The 17,988-nt window shown below is 38.8% G+C and carries 16 protein-coding genes; 12 read left to right on the top strand and 4 right to left on the bottom strand.

Features of this window, described 5'->3' with window-relative positions:
• Positions 1–161 precede the first annotated feature (161 nt).
• Entirely contained in the window at positions 162–1,277 is a 1,116-nt protein-coding gene (locus BM015_RS13710) for an acyltransferase family protein (protein WP_177191908.1), read from the bottom strand.
• A 179-nt stretch (positions 1,278–1,456) separates the two neighbouring features.
• Here BM015_RS13710 and BM015_RS13705 point away from each other — a divergent pair, with 179 nt between their 5' ends.
• From BM015_RS13705 to trpB, 10 genes are all read left to right on the top strand, one after another.
• On the top strand, positions 1,457–2,845 hold the full coding sequence (locus BM015_RS13705; RefSeq protein ID WP_090659407.1) for a sulfatase-like hydrolase/transferase: 1,389 nt from the start codon (positions 1,457–1,459) through the stop codon (positions 2,843–2,845).
• Positions 2,846–3,013: 168 nt separating this feature from the next.
• A complete protein-coding gene (locus BM015_RS13700; RefSeq protein ID WP_090659404.1) occupies positions 3,014–4,462 on the top strand; it encodes a sulfatase-like hydrolase/transferase in 1,449 nt (482 codons plus the stop codon).
• Positions 4,463–4,754: 292 nt separating this feature from the next.
• Positions 4,755–6,167, top strand: coding sequence for an anthranilate synthase component I family protein (locus BM015_RS13695; RefSeq protein ID WP_090659401.1), 1,413 nt, complete (start codon positions 4,755–4,757; stop codon positions 6,165–6,167).
• Between the two features lie 42 nt (positions 6,168–6,209).
• The gene (locus BM015_RS13690; protein WP_090659767.1) at positions 6,210–6,794 is read left to right on the top strand and encodes an anthranilate synthase component II; all 585 of its coding nucleotides are present in this window, start codon (positions 6,210–6,212) and stop codon (positions 6,792–6,794) included.
• A gap of 39 nt (positions 6,795–6,833) precedes the next feature.
• The gene (locus BM015_RS13685; protein ID WP_090659398.1) at positions 6,834–7,262 is read left to right on the top strand and encodes a GxxExxY protein; all 429 of its coding nucleotides are present in this window, start codon (positions 6,834–6,836) and stop codon (positions 7,260–7,262) included.
• Positions 7,263–7,270: 8 nt separating this feature from the next.
• On the top strand, positions 7,271–8,263 hold the full coding sequence (trpD, locus tag BM015_RS13680; RefSeq protein ID WP_090659395.1) for an anthranilate phosphoribosyltransferase: 993 nt from the start codon (positions 7,271–7,273) through the stop codon (positions 8,261–8,263).
• Positions 8,260–9,063, top strand: a complete 804-nt coding sequence (gene trpC / locus BM015_RS13675) for an indole-3-glycerol phosphate synthase TrpC (protein ID WP_090659392.1) — start codon at positions 8,260–8,262, stop codon at positions 9,061–9,063. The genes trpD and trpC overlap by 4 nt, the downstream gene beginning before the upstream one ends.
• Positions 9,064–9,154: 91 nt before the next feature.
• Positions 9,155–9,874 (top strand): phosphoribosylanthranilate isomerase, encoded by a 720-nt coding sequence (locus BM015_RS13670; protein WP_090659389.1) that lies wholly within the window; start codon positions 9,155–9,157, stop codon positions 9,872–9,874.
• Positions 9,875–9,876: 2 nt separating this feature from the next.
• On the top strand, positions 9,877–10,368 hold the full coding sequence (locus BM015_RS13665) for a GNAT family N-acetyltransferase (protein ID WP_090659386.1): 492 nt from the start codon (positions 9,877–9,879) through the stop codon (positions 10,366–10,368).
• Positions 10,369–10,644: 276 nt separating this feature from the next.
• Positions 10,645–11,865 carry a tryptophan synthase subunit beta gene (trpB, locus tag BM015_RS13660; RefSeq protein ID WP_090659383.1) on the top strand — a complete coding sequence of 407 codons (1,221 nt, stop codon included), beginning with the start codon at positions 10,645–10,647 and terminating at the stop codon, positions 11,863–11,865.
• Here trpB and BM015_RS13655 read toward each other — a convergent pair.
• From BM015_RS13655 to BM015_RS13645, 3 genes are all read right to left on the bottom strand, one after another.
• On the bottom strand, positions 11,854–12,852 hold the full coding sequence (locus BM015_RS13655) for an NAD(P)H-dependent glycerol-3-phosphate dehydrogenase (RefSeq protein WP_090659764.1): 999 nt from the start codon (positions 12,850–12,852) through the stop codon (positions 11,854–11,856). The genes trpB and BM015_RS13655 overlap by 12 nt on opposite strands.
• A gap of 211 nt (positions 12,853–13,063) precedes the next feature.
• The gene (locus BM015_RS13650; RefSeq protein WP_090659380.1) at positions 13,064–14,422 is read right to left on the bottom strand and encodes an efflux RND transporter periplasmic adaptor subunit; all 1,359 of its coding nucleotides are present in this window, start codon (positions 14,420–14,422) and stop codon (positions 13,064–13,066) included.
• 24 nt (positions 14,423–14,446) lie between these two features.
• Positions 14,447–15,868 (bottom strand): TolC family protein, encoded by a 1,422-nt coding sequence (locus tag BM015_RS13645; protein ID WP_090659377.1) that lies wholly within the window; start codon positions 15,866–15,868, stop codon positions 14,447–14,449.
• 232 nt (positions 15,869–16,100) lie between these two features.
• On the opposite strand from BM015_RS13645, the gene BM015_RS13640 reads away from it, so the two are divergent.
• A complete protein-coding gene (locus BM015_RS13640; protein WP_090659375.1) occupies positions 16,101–16,631 on the top strand; it encodes a 5' nucleotidase, NT5C type in 531 nt (176 codons plus the stop codon).
• A 644-nt stretch (positions 16,632–17,275) separates the two neighbouring features.
• Complete coding sequence (locus BM015_RS13635) at positions 17,276–17,920, top strand: sensor histidine kinase (RefSeq protein ID WP_177191907.1); 645 nt, start codon at positions 17,276–17,278, stop codon at positions 17,918–17,920.
• Positions 17,921–17,988 lie beyond the last annotated feature (68 nt).

The following is a 17,988-nucleotide window of genomic DNA, read 5'->3' as shown; positions in this document are numbered from 1 at the left end:
GAATAGTGAATGGTGAATAGTAAGTTGTGAATGATGAATAATGAATCATAATGAAGCGGATTTTATAAACACCTTTAAATAAACTATTAACCATTGACTGCTGACTGATATTGATTGACCGGTAACCGTTTTTTTTACACTCAAAAAACCTGCTATCATATTTACAACTTAAAAAATATTTTCTTTTTATATAAAAAATAACATAAACCCCATTCCAGCGCAAAAATACAAAGCGATGAAATGATGGAGGCGGGCAAGTCCGGCACTTTTATAATTTCCATTAGCCCGCCGCTTATAGCTGTTATATAATCATTAAACCAGCGATGGCCAACTATTTCAAAAAACAGGTAAATAAATAAAGAGTTCATGCCAACTATCACAAAAAACCTGAGATATTTTTTATGATCAAGCACGTCAATCCACCAGTAACAAAATGCAAGGCCAAGCAAGCACCAGCCAAGGGATGCCAGCGTAAACGATGATGTGGCAATGCGTTTAATGATGGGCGTTATGTGCACAATATCCAGGCCATAACCAATAATCAAACATATAAATGCCCATAACACAAGCGGCTTCAATTTATTTTTTGAACCGCTTAAAAACAGCTTACCTGCTAAGGCGCCGGCAATTGTATGCACCGATGTTGGAATACAATTAATAGCCACCCAGCCGCCGCCGTTTATTTTGTTCATCAGCAACAGGTCTATATAATTTCCAAAATTATGTTGGTCGGTAAATGGCTGGTTAAAGTTGGGAACATTGGTAAAGCGATATAACGTTTCCGTAAGCAATAAAAGAAAAACACAAAACAATATTTGTGTGGTTACACGCCATTCAAATATTAAAAATGTAACCAATGTTGTAAAAGAAAGCTGCGTTAATACATCCCAGAGTTCAAACGATAATCCAGACTTTCTAACCGCATAATCCAGCACACCCCAAAAGAACAGCCATGCACTTCGCCTAAGTGTTTTTTTGAACGACCTGTTCCATGTATAACCCTGTTGTTTTTGTTTCCTTAATGAATAAGCCATGGAAACACCAGCCATAAACATAAAACCCGGCTGAATGAGGTCCCAGAAATGCAGGCCATTCCACGGGTGATGAAAGAACTGCTGCATAAAGCCGCGAAAAATACTTTCTTCAGAAGATGCGTCAAAAAGATGTTCATATAAACCTGTGCTTTCAAGCGCCAGCAATACCATTATAAAGCCCCGCATAAAATCGAGGGAAAGCAATCTTGATGAAAAGGAGTTGGTAGAATTAACCGGTTGCATAAACGGTTTTTAAAAAACTTATAGTACTATTAATTCAGTAATAAAAAACAATAATATGAAATCGATATTTAAGAAAGCTGAAATTGTTAAAATTAAAATTGCTTAATTAATCTGCACAGATTCTCCTAAAAAGTTATCTTTTATTATTTATTTCGTGTTCATTTTACAGAAACCAAATAATGAGCACTGTTTTTTCCCGCCTGTTGCAATCAGCTTTTTATCTTTTAATTTTTATAACAATAACAAATACTGCCTGCAAAAAAACTGATCCTGCAACGCCGGTTATTCCCGATCCTTTGCCGGGCTCGAAGCCAAATATTATACTAATTATGGGCGATGACATTGGCTTTGAAGTACCTGGTTTTACAGGCGGTGAATCTTATGCTACTCCGAATATGGATGCAATGGCCGAACAGGGAATGCAGTTTACCAGGTGTTATGGAAGCCCAATGTGTTCACCATCCCGCTTTATGTTGCTTACCGGGAAATACAATTTCAGAAATTATGGAGATGAATCATGGGCAGATTTGGGACTGGATCAAAAAACAATAGCCAATACACTTCAGTCTGCCGGGTATGCAACTTGTGCTGCCGGTAAATGGCAACTTAACCACGGCGATACAGGATTGGCAACTTTTGGCTTTGATAAATATTGCATAACAGACCCTTTTAAACTGGCATCAGAAAATAACTCGGCAACATTAAGGCTTTACAAAAACCCAACTATATACGAAAATGGCGCTTACCTGCCTGAATCGGAGATGGAAGGAAAGTATTCTGAAGACATTTTTTTGAATTACATGTTGAGTTTTATTGACAGCTCGAATAAAGTAAAGAAACCTTTCTTTATATATTATGCACCAAATCTTTGCCATAAACCTTTTTCGCCAACGCCTGATGATCCTGAATTTGCTGCCTGGGATCCATACAAACGGGAATCGTTTTCAGACACTGTATTTTTTAAATCGATGATAAAATATTACGATAAAAATATGGGTACGCTTTTGGCGAAACTAAAAGCAACGGCCATTGAACAAAATACGCTGATATTATTTATAGCCGGAGATAATGGAACAGATGATGAGATCAATTCAAAATTTCAGGGTACATATATCAGTGGCGGAAAAGGACATACTAAAATAACAGGCACCCATCTTGCTTTCGCAGCATACTGGCCGGGGCACATTTTACCTTCCAAGAATGGAAACATTGTTGACCTTGTTGATTTTCTGCCAACCATTGCAGCTGCTGCAGGCGTTGGCGTATCTGCAGGTAACGGCCCACTGGACGGTATTAGTTTTTATGATCAGTTAATGGGAAGCAGTAATGCAGAAGCAAGACAGTACAGTTATAACTGGTATGATTTAAATCAGCGCGGACCTGATGCTGATCCTCCAATTGTGTGGGCGATGGATAAAAAATATAAACTTTACAGCAGTCAAACAAGCCTGATAAATTATGCAGAAGATATCCTGGAAAAAAACCCGATACCTGAAAACGAACAAACAAACAATGAGCAAAAGGAAAGGGCAACATTGCAAAATGTAATAGACTCCTATCACAATTAATAAATTTAGTTTTAAATGTACCAGCACTAAATTTATCACTCAAATAACAATTAAATAAACTTTCTGTTGCAATTTTTACAATCAAGTTTATTTTAGATATTTTTGACTGATCAAACTTTAACCTGCTGCTCTTTAATGCAAGCTGACTTACATTTCTAATTATCTGGTATGAGAAAGATTACTGCCAAATGTTTGAGAACATTTTCTCACGTTAAAGGCATTGTATGGCTGTATTTAATATTATCTGTTTTCTTAGGCATTACAGGATGCCGCAAACCAAATTTATCCCCACCGGATATACCTGTCAAGCCGGTTGACACAATTCCTGCTCCCCCGGTTATATCTAATTCACGGCTGAATGTAATTTTAATCCTGGCAGACGACGTTGGATATGAAATCCCAACTTTTTGCGGTGGCCAATCTTATCAAACGCCTAACCTCGACTTTATGGCTGCAAACGGCACCCAGTTTACAAATTGCTACAGCAGTGCTTTGTGTTCTCCGTCAAGGTTCATGTTATTAACAGGAAAATATAATTTCAGGAATTATACCACATGGGGCATAATGGATCAGTCTCAGCGCACTTTTGCCAATATTTTTAAACTGGCAGGGTATGCTACATGCGCTTCGGGAAAATGGCAATTTGATGGCGGGGATAATTCGATTAAACTGTTTGGATTTGATAAATACATGGTAAATAACGCCTATAATTTGAATAGTGGAGGCGCTGAAGAAACTGCAAATAAATTTTATAAAAATCCGGAGATATATGAAAATGGAAACTACTTACCAGACAGTGAAACCAATGGCAAGTTTGGCCAGGATATGTTCAGGGATTATGTATTTGATTTTATAGATAGCAATGCCAATAAAAACCCATTTTTTGTTTATTGGGCATTAGATCTTTGCCATGCCCCCTTTAGCCCTATGCCAGACGACCCTGCGTTTGCAGCGTGGAACCCAAAGGGCCCGAGGAGCCTGGATGATACGCTGTATTTTCCTTCAATGGTAAAATATATGGATAAGCTTATCGGGCAATTGATAGATAAAGTAAACGCTGCCGGCATTGCAGACAGCACCATTATTTTATTTACTGCCGATAACGGTACAGCCAACATCATTCACAGTGAGGCTAATAACATTATAGTTCCCGGAGGAAAATCATCGCCTTTAAACCTTGGCACACACATGCCGTTTGTGGCTTATTGTCCTGGACTGGTACCTCCTGGTAAAAAAGATTCTTCGCTTATAAGCTTCGTTGACTTCATGGCAACATTTGCCGACATAGCAAAGATTCCCATACCTGCTTCGTATGGCATTACCGACGGAGTAAGCTTTGCACCGCAATTAATAGGAAAACAATATATTTTAAGAGATTGGGTTTTTAATCATTATCCCGGCGCCGGTAAGTTTGAGGGAGATTTAACGCATTTGCGAAGATGGATGCAAAACTCAGTTTACAAACAATACGATACCACAGATAATCCAAAGGGAGGAAAGTTTTATAATCTTGCCACAGACCCTTTTGAGCAACATCCACTTACCACGTCGGAATTAACGCCTGATGAAAAAAAATTGAGTAAAACTTTTTTAAAAACAATGTCAGAGCTTCACTAATAACAATTCTGCAAAATAATTTTGATGATTTGAAAATTGTTTTACATTCGCAACGCATAAATGAAAAAATTAAGCTTAAATATTAATTGGTGGTGGCATACAAACTCTCTGAGGGGCATGTAATGCTATTACTATTATAATAATATTAAACAGCCCCGGCAACACCGGGGCTGTTTGTTTGTTAACACACTAAAGAAGATTATTGATATATGAAGGCCCATGTTAAACCTTTATCGCACAAGAGATGTACAAAGGCGTTCCTTGAGGCCACTGAAAAACAAAAATTATACGAATGAAAAAGATCCGGATAGAAACACGCTACAAAAAAATGCTTTCAGATTTGCACACGCCGGTTGGCATATACCTCCGGTTGCGGGACCGGTTCAGGGATACCATACTGCTTGAAAGCGCCGATCATCACTCGGCTGAAAACAGTTATTCTTTTATCGGCATTAATGCCATAGGCGGTATTGAAATAACCAGTTTTTCAGAAATAGAATTAAAGTATCCTAATCATAAACCCGAAAAAAAACCGCTTAATGAAACAACCAATGTACCTTCTTTGTTATGGAATTTTATGCAGCAGTTTGAAGTAAACGAAACTGATGACAATAATATAAAAATTGCGCAGGGGTTATTTGGATATTGCACGTATGATGCGGTTCAGTTTTTTGAAACAATAGAATTAAAAAGCAAAAAACAAACGCCCGAAATTCCCGTGATGCGTTACAGGCTTTATCAGTATGTAATTGCCATTAATCATTTTAAGGATGAAATGTATTTATGCGAGAATGCCATTAATGGCTTACCGGGTGAAATGGATGTAATAGAATCGCTTATAAGAAGCAGGGACGTGCCTGTATTTTCTTTCAAACTGCAGGCAGGTGAAACGGTGAATATTTCTGATGATGATTACATGCAAATGGTAAAGGAAGGCATTAAAAGCTGTATTCGCGGTAATGTTTTTCAAATTGTTTTAAGCAGGAGGTTTCAGCAAAAATTTACGGGAGATGAGTTTAATGTGTACCGCGCTTTGCGCAGCGTGAACCCATCACCTTATTTATTTTATTTTGATTACAGCGATTATAAACTCATGGGCTCAAGCCCCGAATCGCAATTGATAATTAAAGATGAAAAAGCCATCGTACATCCTATTGCCGGTACATTTAAACGCACCGGCAATGCGGTAAAAGACAGTGAACTTACAGAAGCTTTATTGGAAGATGCAAAAGAAAATGCAGAGCATACCATGCTGGTTGACCTTGCCCGCAACGACCTTAGCCGTTGCTGCGATAACGTGCAGGTAAAACAATTCAGGCAGGTATATTATTACTCGCATGTTATCCATTTGGTAAGCGAAGTTGTGGGCAATGTGGGTAAAGATGCCAACCCTTTTGAATTGATTGCACTTACTTTTCCGCAAGGCACTTTAAGCGGCGCACCAAAATATAAGGCCATGCAGTTGATTGATGAATTTGAGCCCACAACCCGGGGATATTATGCAGGCTGTATAGGGTTCATAGGGTTTGACGGCACCTGCAACACGGCCATTATGATACGCACTTTTTTAAGTAAGAGAAATACGTTGCATTACCAGGCTGGCGCAGGTGTTGTTGCCGCATCAAACCCCGCAAACGAGTTACAGGAAGTGAACAATAAATTAGGCGCACTTAAAAAAGCAATTGAAATAGCCCAAACAATTTAATGACGATAGACCATGGTCCATGGTCAAATGGACTTGTTTAAAATGAAAATATTAATATTTGATAACTACGATTCATTTACTTATAACCTTGTTCATCTTGTTGAAAAAATAACGCATCAAAAAGTAGATGTTTATCGCAATGATAAAATACCGCTGGAAAAAATAAAGGAATATGATAAAATCATTTTATCGCCCGGCCCCGGCATTCCTTCAGAAGCAGGTTTATTATTGCCTTTAATAAAAGAATATGCACCGTCAAAATCTATACTTGGCGTTTGCCTTGGCCACCAGGCAATTGCTGAAGCTTTTGGCGGGCAGCTTACTAATCTTTCCAGTGTATTTCATGGGGTGGCAACACCGGTGAGAACAATTAACAATCAACTATCAAATGTCAACAGTTCTTTGTTTAAAGGCTTATCACAAACATTTGTCGCCGGCCGTTATCATTCCTGGATTGTTAGCAAAGAAAATTTTCCTCCGGAGCTTGAAATAACAGCAGAAGATGAAAACGGTTTTGTTATGGGGCTTCAGCATAAAACGTATGACGTGCAGGGTGTGCAGTTTCATCCTGAAAGTGTGCTTACGCCGGATGGGGAAAAAATTATGCGGAACTGGTTAGGTGCCTGAACGGGGATTTTGAAAGATTAAATTGATTTAAAGATTAATATGGATTTTAAATACAAAGAAATTACTGAAAAAGTTATTGGCGCTGCAATGAAAGTGCATTCAACGCTTGGTAACGGTTTCCAGGAAATTATTTATCAAAGAGCATTGGCATTACAAATGGAAACAGAGGGGGTGTCATTCATAAGAGAATGCAATATGCCAATACTTTACCTGGAACAACAAATTGGTGAAAGAAGGGTTGACTCCTTTGTTGAAAATAAAATCTGTGTTGAATTAAAGGCGATCATAAATCTTGAACCCGTTCATTTTGCACAAGCAAAAAATTATCTTGAAGCATTTAATATAGAGATAGGACTGCTTATTAATTTCGGATCAATAAATTTAGAATTTAAGCGGCTTACCAATTCAAAATACAATCCCTGTATTATACACATTCCTCAAAATCCTTCCTATCCACTCAAATCATAGTTCAGACAATGAAAAAGATCTTACAATACTTATTTGAATACAAGACATTGCCTTACGAACAGGCAAAGGAAATCTTAGTCAACATTTCAAGAGGCATATATAATGATACAGAAGTTACGGCTTTTGTAACGGTGTTTCTTATGCGCAGCATTACCATTGAAGAGCTTGAAGGCTTTCGTGATGCGTTGCTTGAGCTTTGTGTAAAAGTTAACCTGAACGGCCATAAAACAATAGATATTGTTGGTACCGGCGGTGATGGAAAAAATACATTTAATATTTCAACACTTGCCTGTTTTATTGTTGCAGGCACAGGGCAGAAGGTGGCAAAGCATGGTAATTATGGAGCAACATCTGTGAGCGGTGCTTCCAATGTAATGGAGCAAATAGGCTACAAATTCAAAGCTGATAATGCAAAGCTGAACACTGAAATAGAAGAAGCCAATATCTGTTTTATGCATGCGCCTTTGTTTCATCCTGCATTAAAAACAGTGGGGCCGCTTCGCAAAAATCTCGGCTTAAGAACATTCTTTAATATGCTGGGGCCGATGGTTAACCCTGCATCGCCGGCGTTTCAGTTAGTAGGCGTGTATAACCTGGAAATGGCAAGAATTTATAATTATCTTTTGCAAAAAAGCGGCAGGCCCTTTACCATTATCAACGGCCTTGATGGTTATGATGAAATATCGCTTACCAACGATACAAAAGTGATAACGAATAGCGGTGAAAAAATTAAAACACCGGTGGAACTTGGAAAAAGGTTTGTTGACGCCCGGGACATTATAGGCGGGAATACAATTGAGGAAGCGGCAAAAATTTTTATGCAAATTATAAAAGGCGATGGTTCATGGGCGCAGAATGCCGTGGTACTGGCCAATGCTGCTATGGCTCTGCAATGCACAGGCAATTATAAAAATTATAACGATGCTTATAATGCGGCGGTAGAAAGTCTTGAAGGAGGAAAAGCATATTCTGCGTTACAAAAACTAATTTCGCTGCAATGAATATCCTGCAAACAATAATAGAAAAAAAGAAACTGGAAGTGGCTGAAAAAAAATCAATCATGGATATTGATTTTTTAAAATCGCTGAATAAAAATTTTGATACCAAAGGCCTTTCTCTTAAACAGCGTTTATTAAACGGCCAGCCAAATATCATAGCTGAATTTAAAAGAAAGTCTCCTTCAAAAGGCTGGATCAATCAACATATACATATTGGTGAAGTTGTGCCTGCCTATGAAGAGTACGGCGCTGCAGCCAGTTCTATATTAACGGATGAAGATTTTTTTGGCGGCAACATAGAAGAATTAAAAATAGCAAGACTTGAAGTTGAGATTCCTTTATTGCGCAAAGATTTTATAATAGATGAGTTTCAGTTATATGAAGCCAAAGCTTACGGGGCAGATGTTATACTTCTGATTGCAGCCTGCTTAACAAAAGAGCATGTGAAGCAGCTTGCTGTAAAAGCCAAAGAGCTTAACCTTGAAGTATTGCTTGAGTTACACGCAGCAGAAGAAACCGGGCATATTTGTGATGAAGCAGATATTATTGGCATCAACAACCGCAACCTCGAAACTTTTGTTACTGATATACAAACTTCAAAAGACCTGATAAAACTTTTGCCGGCAGACAGGCCCGTGATATCTGAAAGTGGCATTTCGGATATTGAAACAATTATCGCTTTACACAATCTTGGGTTTACAGGATTTTTAATTGGTGAAAATTTTATGAAGGCTTCAAAACCTGCGGTTGCTTTTGCTGAATTTATGAAAGCGCTTAAAAAGCAGAAGAAGCTTGTTTTTTAAGCATGCAGTAATTTAATTATTGATGATGTTGTTTGAAGCATCAGGGGTTTAATATCAGTCTTCAAACAACGGCAACATTCAGCAATAAAACATGACTGAATTGAATAACCAGGCTGCCGGTAGTATAAAGCAGCGAAACCATTTCAGAATTAAAGTTTGCGGGCTTACCAATACAAAACAGGTAAGCCAGCTAAACGAGCTTGGAGTGGAATTCGCCGGGTTTAATTTTTATCGGCCCTCACCAAGATATGTTTATAAAAGCATGCCTTCTGCAGCTATAAAAAAAATACGAGGTAAAATAAATAAGGTAGGAATTTTTGTGGATGAAGATGTGGATGAAGTGCTGCGAACAGTGGATGATTGCGGTTTGTACCTGGTGCAATTACATGGAAATGAATCGCCGCGGTATTGTGAAAAAATATCAAATTATATAACTGTAATTAAAGCATTCCGGCTAAGCAATGATGATAATGTGGAATGGAAAATAAAAGACTACTATGAAGCAGCCGATATGTTTTTATTTGATACGGAAACGCCTTCATTTGGCGGCAGCGGCAAAAAATTTAACTGGCAAATTTTAAAAGGACTGAATATTCAAAAACCGTTTTTTTTAGCGGGCGGCATATCACCTGATGATGCAGATGAAATAAAAAAATTTACTGCACATACTGCTGCAAAAGACCTGTTTGCTATTGACATTAACAGCAAATTTGAATTAATGCCCGGCGTAAAAGATATTGAACTAATAAAAGCATTTAAAAAACGGCTGGAAGAACCGTTGCCGCCAGGTTTGCCTGAAGAAAATACCTGACAATGATAACTATCCGCAAAGCTACAATGGCAGACCTGCCTGCAATACTTGATATCTACAATGATATAATTCAAAATACAACGGCTGTATTTCATTACAACCAGCAAACATTGCAAATGCGGGAAGAATGGTTTGCTCAAAAGCAAAAAGAAGGTTTTCCTGTGTTTGTAGCTGAAGAAAATAATGATATTGCCGGGTTCAGTACATTCGGGCAATTCAGGGCATGGCAGGCATATCAATATACTGTGGAGAATTCCGTATATGTGAAAGCAGGTCAACGCGGCAAAGGAATTGCCAAAGCATTAATGCAGCCTTTAATTGATACTGCAAAAGATATGAGCCTGCACACAATGATCGCAGGCATAACCGCTGACAATGAAGCCAGCATTACACTGCATAAACAATTTGGTTTTGTGGAAACAGCGCGTTTAAAAGAAGTAGGCTATAAGTTTGATAAATGGCTTGATTTAATTTTTATGCAGTTGATATTGTAAAGTTTAAAGTTAATTGGCGGGCCCTGCGAAGTCTCCTGACTTCGCAGGGCGCCGGATTTAATCGGTGCATCTAAATTCAACAAAGAAAAAAAGCTATTTGAGGTTATAATAATGATAGCTGTTAATAAGAGTAATTTTTTACTGAGTACAAAATTTGGCAAACGATTAAAAAGCCCAATAGCAATTCATCAGCCGCAGTGTTGCGACGCAACCGTGCCCAATAGCATTGTAAAAGCTGGTATCATAAAAAATATTTCTTACGATAATTAACGAGTGATGATAAACATAGTAACACCTAATAATAAAGGCACATACAAACAACCAGACATCTTTGGTTATTATGGAAGCTTTGGCGGCGCTTATATTCCTGAAATGCTGCACAGCAATGTGGAAGAATTAAAAGAAAAGTATTTGCAGATAATGTATGAAGAGAGCTTTCAGAAAGAGTTTCAGCATTTGCTGCATGATTATGCAGGCAGGCCAACGCCTTTATTTTTGGCAGAGCGTTTAAGCAAACAATTCAATACAAAAATTTATTTAAAGCGCGAAGATTTAAACCATACCGGCGCACATAAAATAAACAATGCAATCGGCCAGGTTTTATTGGCTTTACGACTGGGCAAGAAAAGAATTATTGCAGAAACAGGCGCAGGCCAGCATGGCGTGGCTACCGCAACAGTTTGCGCATTAAAAGGGCTTGAATGCATTGTATATATGGGTGAAGTGGATATGGAACGCCAGCAACCTAATGTAGCGCGCATGCGTATGCTGGGTGCAACGGTATTGCCTGCAACAAGCGGCAGCAAAACTTTGAAAGATGCTACCAACGAAGCTATCCGCGACTGGATCAATAATCCCAACGATACGCATTACGTAATCGGCTCTGTTGTTGGGCCTCACCCCTATCCTGATATGGTGGCGCGTTTTCAAAGTGTGATTAGTGAAGAAATGAAGAAGCAGTTAAAAGAAAAAGAAGGAACGGAACTCCCGGATTATGTGGTGGCCTGTGTGGGCGGTGGCAGTAATGCAGCCGGTGCTTTTTATCATTTTTTAGATGACCCTAAAGTGCAACTGGTGGCTGTGGAAGCTGCAGGCTGTGGCATTAACAGCGGCATGAGCGCTGCTACAACGCAGCTTGGCAAACCGGGAGTTTTGCATGGCAGCAAAAGCCTTGTAATGCAAACGCCGGATGGCCAGGTGGTAGAACCACACAGTATTTCAGCGGGGCTGGATTATCCGGGCATCGGGCCTTTGCATGCACATTTGTATGAAAGCGGCCGTGCAAAATTTTTAAGCGCTACCGATAAAGAATCACTGGATGCAGCTTTCAATCTTACTAAAATGGAAGGCATTATCCCGGCATTGGAATCTGCACATGCATTGGCAGCGTTGAAACAAATGAAGCTGAAGCCAACCGACGTTACAATACTTTGTTTAAGCGGAAGAGGCGATAAAGATTTGGCTACTTACATGAAAGCAATGGAATCAAACCAATAAATTTTCAATAGCGGCAAAGCCTTCAGCGGGCTGCAATTGCTCCCATAAAATCTTATAAACAATATCTGCTATCGGAATTTGTACGTTGAGGTTCTGATTGGTGATGTGAATGCATTTGCTCGCATTATAACCTTCTGCTACCATTCCCAGTTCAAGTTGTGCAGCTTTAACAGAATATCCTTTGCCAATCATATTGCCCAGCATGCGGTTGCGGCTGTATAAAGAATAGCAGGTTACAAGCAAATCGCCAAGATAAACAGATGCCGAATAGTTAAGTTGGGCATCCGAAGCTTCATGTTTTACTTCGCGTAAAAATCTAACCATTTCATTGGCAGCATTGGCTATATAAACGCTTAAAAAATTATCACCATATTCGAGGCCGTGTGCAATACCTGCGCCCAGTGCATAAATATTTTTTAAGATAGCCGCATACTGCACGCCTAAAATATCAGTGTTTACAATTGTATTAATAAAGTCTGTTTTAAAACTGGCGGCAAGCTGTTTGGTAATATCTGAATCAAGTCCTGAGAAAGTGAGATAAGATAACTTTTCAGCCGCCACTTCTTCCGCATGGCAGGGGCCCAGTACTGTAAAATAATTTTCAAGCTCCACATTAAAATTCTCTGCGAGATATTCATTTAATAATTGATTTTTTTCAGGCAGTATACCTTTTATGGCAGAGATAATTTTCTTTCCTGCAAACACATCTTTATTGAGACCGCTCAAAGACTGATGCACATAAGCTGATGGGATTACCATAACCAGCACATCGCTTTTTTCAATCACATAATTAATGTTGCTGCTTAGTTCCAATAAACTTGTATTAAATGATGCGCTGTTTAAATAATGAGGATTATGCCTGCGCTGTGCAAGCTGATTAATGGTATCAGTATTGCGTATATACCAATAAATATTGTTGCCGTTACCGGTTAAAATTTTTGCGAGGGCCGTGGCCCAGCTTCCGCTTCCTATTACTCCAAATTGCATATCATAAATTAGAATATCAAAGATAGAAGCAAAACCTGCAAACAATGAATTTCGCGTGTTAATCGCATGTTTAAAGACATTGCATAAAAAGGCGGGGTCAGTTTAAAAACTGAGCCCACCTTACAATTATTTGAATAATAACGAAGAGAATAAAATAGCACAATCATTCTTCCTCATACCTCATACCCCATACCTTACCCCATTAGCCTGCCTATTTCTTCTCAAAACTTTTTACAAGCTGGTCTTTGTTTACCACCTTAACCTTGTCGCCGTTCTTAAGTGTTTTACTTACAACATCGTAAGGGCCTGTAATTACCTGTTCGCCGGCTTTTAAACCGCTTGTCACTTCTATATTATTGATGTCCTGTATGGAAGTTTTTACTTCACTCATTTTAACTTTACCGTCAGGCTGTAAAATAAAAACAACTTCTGCAAGGTCATTATCAGTGTTGTTTACAGTGCTGTCGGCCTTATTATTTTTAGTTGAATCGGCTTTTAATACATCTTCCCTGCTCCTCGTTGTTACAGCATTCAAAGGCACCGTTAAAACGTTTGTATGTGTTTGCGTTTGAATATCGGCGCTGGCTGTCATATTCGGCCTGAAAGGAAAAGGCTGCCCTTTTACAACAAGGTCTTTATAATCATCAGGAAGCAGGCGGATATGCACTTCGTAGTTGGTAACAGAAGTAGAAGAAGAACCAGAACTGCTGGCTAAGGCAGATGTTTCAGGGTTGGCTATTTTATATACAACACCTTTGAATTTACGATTATTGAAAGCATCAATTTCAACGATTGCTGTATCACCGAGCTTTACTTTGGGAATATCGTTTTCACCAACATCCACCTGCACTTCTATGCTGCTGAGATCGGCGATGCGCATCATTTCCGTGCCCACATTAAAACTGTTGCCCGCAACGCGTTCGCCTTTCTTTACACTCAACAAACTTATTACGCCATCCATAGGCGCGGTAATGGTAGCACGCTGTAAATCTTTATTGGCGCTGGTTAAGCCTGCAAGTGCATTTTGCACGCTGGCTTTATTAGCGTTGATGCCGCTTTGTGCAGCGATATAATTAGCTTTTGCAGATTCATAAGCCTGCTGGGCAGTTTCAAATTCAGACTGCGAAATCACCTTTTGATCAAGCAACGTTTTCTGACGTTTGTATGCAGCTTCTGCCTGGTCCAACGTAGCCTTTAATGCCCCCAGTTGCGCCTGTGAATTGGCTACCTGTGCCTGCGATTGAGCCACTACGGCAGCAGCCTGGTCTCTTTGTGAAGAATATATATCAGCATAAATTTTGGCAACCACCTGGCCGCGGCGCACTGTATCGCCCTCCTGTACATTCAGTTCCACAATTTCACCTGATATATCAGGGCTCACTTTTACTTCAATTTCAGGGAACACCTTTCCTGTGGCAGTTACCGTTTCAGTAATGGTACGCGTAGCCGCTTTTTCGGCGGTTACTTCAATGCCTTCATCTTTGCCCAGCACACCTGCTTTGCTTAAAATAACAAGCAGTACAATTAGCATTAACAGTATCCCGATTATCCATTTTAATTTTTTACTCATAATGTAAAAGTTTATGCATTCATCTTAAAACTGTACGCCCTGGCCTTTATAAAATTCGAGCACCTTCATTTTAAAGATGTAATCGTACTTGGCAGACGCCTGGTTAATTTTGGCTGTAAATAAATTGGTTTGAATGGTAATGTAATCTATTGTTGAAAGAATGCCTATCTCGTATCTTTTTGTGGCAAGGTCGTAAGCATACTGCTGCGTTTGCACTGCTTTTGTTGTTGAATTGTATTTTGCCAAAGCCGCAACGGCATTGCTGTAAGCAGTATATACGTTTTGCTGCAATGTTAAGTCGTCGGTGCGTTTTTGCAGCCTGTAGTTTTCAAGATTAAGTTTAGCACGGTCGTAATTCGTCCTTAACTGCCTTCCGTTTAAGATGGGGATATTTAATTGCAGGCCTATACCCTGGCTAAAATTAATATTGCCCACTTGTTTAAAATAACGCACCTTACTGTAAATTGGCGCATTGCCATTATTAACAATATAGTAATCCCGATGGTTGGTAAATACCGTATCAGTAAAAGGTATTGAGCCAGTTTGTTCATAATAATTATTACCATAATTGCTGCCTAATTGCCCATATAAACTTAGCGTGGGATACATGGCCCCCTTTGCGCTTTTTACGGCAAATTCTCCTGAAAGGATACGTATGCTGTCTGATTGTTGCAAGGGCTGGCTACCCAAAGCCAACTGATAAACATAGGCAGGATCAAGTTCGGCCAATGCCGGAATAGGAATTTTATCAACATCCGGCGTGGCTACTTTAAAAGGTGTGGACTCATCTAAATTTAGCATCGCTATCAGTTGAATACGGTTCTGATCTGCCGTACCTAATGCAGTAATATAATTGGAGCTGTCGGTTGCCAGTTGCGATTCAAGCTGTGCCGCATTCAATTCAGGCATGCTGCCCGCATCAACCAATTTCCTTGTATTATCAAGCTGGGCGCGGGTTTGGTCAATCTGCACTTTTGCAATATTCGTTTGCTCCACCGCAAGCAGTGTTTGCAAATAAGATGCTGCTACATTCAAAGCAATATCGTTCCTGGCTTTCTCTACTCCAATTTTTGCAGCTTCTTCATTTTTAGCTGATGAGAGCTGATTATTTCTTATGCTGAAAAAATTAAACAATGTAACACCTGCCTGCAAACTATAGCTCTGAAAAAATATCTTATTATTAGTGTATTGATTCGACGTAGGATCAATACTGCGGCCAAACTGATAACCAGCCTGTGTATTAAACCCCAGGGTTGGAATAGATTGCCAGTTGGCCAATTTCTTATCCAGAGTGGCAAGCCTGGCCTGAACGTCAGCCTGCAGTACGCTTACATTATTTGTTATAGCATAATCCACGCATTTGCGCAAATCCCAGGTAGCAGTATCCTGTGCATGTATTTTTTCAAGCGAAAAGAGAAGAAGAAAACTTATAATATATTTCATCATTTTTTTCTCATATTTAAAGCAGGTGATATTTATGAATTATGATTTTCAAACTGCTTCATTAAAACAAAAATAAAAGAAAGCAATTGTGCCAACTCTTAAAATTTATATAAACGGAAAACTGGCTTGTTGAAACTGCTGCCGGTTGTTAAGAAAAGCGCTCGTGGTTTACTCTAAAACAATTTTTGTTTGCGAAGTAATGGTGTTTTATTTTCTTTGAAGGAAAATAATTTGTATGCGCATTTTAATAGATATGGATGATGTATTAGCCGATGCAGTGGAGCGGTTTTTTGAATGGTATGAACGGGATTTTGGCATCCGCTACACCAAAGCAGATATTCCCGGCAAACATTTTTACCAGATAGTGCCCGATGAACATAAGCAACTGGTAAGAAGTTACCCGCATCAGAAAGGCTTTTTTAAAGACCTGCCGGTTATACAGGATGCTAAAGAAACCGTAGAGGTTTTAAGCAGGATGCATGAATTATATATTGTATCGGCAGCAATGGAATTTAAATACTCTTTTACGGATAAATATGAATGGCTTGATGAGCATTTTCCTTTCATTCACTGGAAGCAAAGAATATTCTGTGGCAACAAACATTTGGTAAAAGGCGATGTATTAATTGATGACCACGATTTCAACCTCTCCGTTTTTCCCGGCAGGCCTATTGTATTCACAGCGCCGCATAACATACATTATAAAGAGTATGAGAGAATGAATACCTGGCTTGAAGCAAAAAACTTTTTTGAAGGAATGCCATAGATGATTTTACTGACAAAACAGCAATGATTGCAGATAAACATGTCCTGAGCATCTGTTTCTATCCGGTAATCTAAACAGTTTCTTCACCTTTTAATTAATCGTAAAATAATATCCTCACATAAAATGGGTTGCCCTATGTATTGCCGGCCACTTTGCAAACGGGAAAATTCCCGTTGTTTAAATGCGTAAAATACGTTTTTATTATAATCACAAAAAGCTGAACATTGTATTTGAAAAGTAATCAGATAAAAGGCCGGAAAGCTGTAAAGAAAGTATCGTATTTTATTGGCCTGTAATAAATTATAAAAACTTGTTGATTACCGTTTATATTAAAACAGTAACCATTTTATAACAATAGCAATTACTGAAACCAAATAAAACCAATAGCCTGTAAATTAACCCGTGTTATTCTTTATGTGTTGGCACGTTGGTTGTTCCTGTTGGTATAGCGTCTTACAATTTGAAACGAAATTATCGCTAATGCCTGAAGTAATCTGTAAATTACAAAACGCTTTTATAAAGCGTCGGCAGCTTTGCACAACAACCTGTTATTTCAATAATGATTGTGTTATCGGCACTTATATTCATAAGCGCATCTTTATAAATTAATGCTTCAGCAAAATAAAAAAGAAAGCCAGGTAAAAATGAGATATAGACTCGAACATGAATTACTGTTATCACAACTTGAAACACAAGAATATTCATTCAGCCAGGTAAGTATGGCATTGCATGATAATATAGGCCAGTTATTAAGTACAACTAAATTATTGCTTGGCATGACGGCAATGGGGCTGGCACAGCCGCCCGACACATTGAAGACTGCAGAACATACGCTTGCCAAAGCAATAGCTGACCTGCGCTCATTATCAAAAACACTGCACAATGGATGGCTGCCGCACTTTAATTTCATCAGCCACCTGGAAGCAGAGAAAGAAAGAATAAATGCGCGGGGCATGACACAGGTTGCTATTATAAGCAATAACGAAGAACTGTTATTAGAGCCCGGAGTTCAGATAATACTGTTCAGGGTAGTTTATGAAGCATTGCAGCATATAACCAAACATTGTTCTGCCAAATGCATAACTATCCGGTTAAAGGGCGGATTAAATTTGTTTGAGATTGAAATTGCGCTTTCAGATATTGCGTACCCGTTAAAGAAAAATACAGTTTCAAGCAATATGCAACGGCGCATTCAATTGCTCGGTGGCACAATTAAGTGGCAATACAACGAAATCAATAAATACTTAATACAAATTAAAATACCTGTAAATAATAAAGAAATTGCTTAGCTGATGACAAAAAGCCTTACCCAAAAAACTAAAATTTCATTTATAGATTATTAAAAAAAATCACACCT

The sequence above is a fragment of the Parafilimonas terrae genome (genome assembly GCF_900115755.1).
Lineage (GTDB): Bacteria > Bacteroidota > Bacteroidia > Chitinophagales > Chitinophagaceae > Parafilimonas > Parafilimonas terrae.
This window is presented reverse-complemented; position numbering and strand designations above follow the sequence as displayed.

What these genes read in the sequence shown, in the direction of transcription:
- BM015_RS13710 (WP_177191908.1), bottom strand. Translation starts at nt 1,277, where the DNA reads ATGCAACCGGTTAATTCTACCAACTCCTTTTCATCAAGATTGCTTTCC.
- BM015_RS13705 (WP_090659407.1), top strand. Translation starts at nt 1,457, where the DNA reads ATGAGCACTGTTTTTTCCCGCCTGTTGCAATCAGCTTTTTATCTTTTA.
- BM015_RS13700 (WP_090659404.1), top strand. Translation starts at nt 3,014, where the DNA reads ATGAGAAAGATTACTGCCAAATGTTTGAGAACATTTTCTCACGTTAAA.
- BM015_RS13695 (WP_090659401.1), top strand. Translation starts at nt 4,755, where the DNA reads ATGAAAAAGATCCGGATAGAAACACGCTACAAAAAAATGCTTTCAGAT.
- BM015_RS13690 (WP_090659767.1), top strand. Translation starts at nt 6,210, where the DNA reads ATGAAAATATTAATATTTGATAACTACGATTCATTTACTTATAACCTT.
- BM015_RS13685 (WP_090659398.1), top strand. Translation starts at nt 6,834, where the DNA reads ATGGATTTTAAATACAAAGAAATTACTGAAAAAGTTATTGGCGCTGCA.
- trpD (WP_090659395.1), top strand. Translation starts at nt 7,271, where the DNA reads ATGAAAAAGATCTTACAATACTTATTTGAATACAAGACATTGCCTTAC.
- trpC (WP_090659392.1), top strand. Translation starts at nt 8,260, where the DNA reads ATGAATATCCTGCAAACAATAATAGAAAAAAAGAAACTGGAAGTGGCT.
- BM015_RS13670 (WP_090659389.1), top strand. Translation starts at nt 9,155, where the DNA reads ATGACTGAATTGAATAACCAGGCTGCCGGTAGTATAAAGCAGCGAAAC.
- BM015_RS13665 (WP_090659386.1), top strand. Translation starts at nt 9,877, where the DNA reads ATGATAACTATCCGCAAAGCTACAATGGCAGACCTGCCTGCAATACTT.
- trpB (WP_090659383.1), top strand. Translation starts at nt 10,645, where the DNA reads ATGATAAACATAGTAACACCTAATAATAAAGGCACATACAAACAACCA.
- BM015_RS13655 (WP_090659764.1), bottom strand. Translation starts at nt 12,852, where the DNA reads ATGCAATTTGGAGTAATAGGAAGCGGAAGCTGGGCCACGGCCCTCGCA.
- BM015_RS13650 (WP_090659380.1), bottom strand. Translation starts at nt 14,422, where the DNA reads ATGAGTAAAAAATTAAAATGGATAATCGGGATACTGTTAATGCTAATT.
- BM015_RS13645 (WP_090659377.1), bottom strand. Translation starts at nt 15,868, where the DNA reads ATGATGAAATATATTATAAGTTTTCTTCTTCTCTTTTCGCTTGAAAAA.
- BM015_RS13640 (WP_090659375.1), top strand. Translation starts at nt 16,101, where the DNA reads ATGCGCATTTTAATAGATATGGATGATGTATTAGCCGATGCAGTGGAG.
- BM015_RS13635 (WP_177191907.1), top strand. Translation starts at nt 17,276, where the DNA reads ATGAGATATAGACTCGAACATGAATTACTGTTATCACAACTTGAAACA.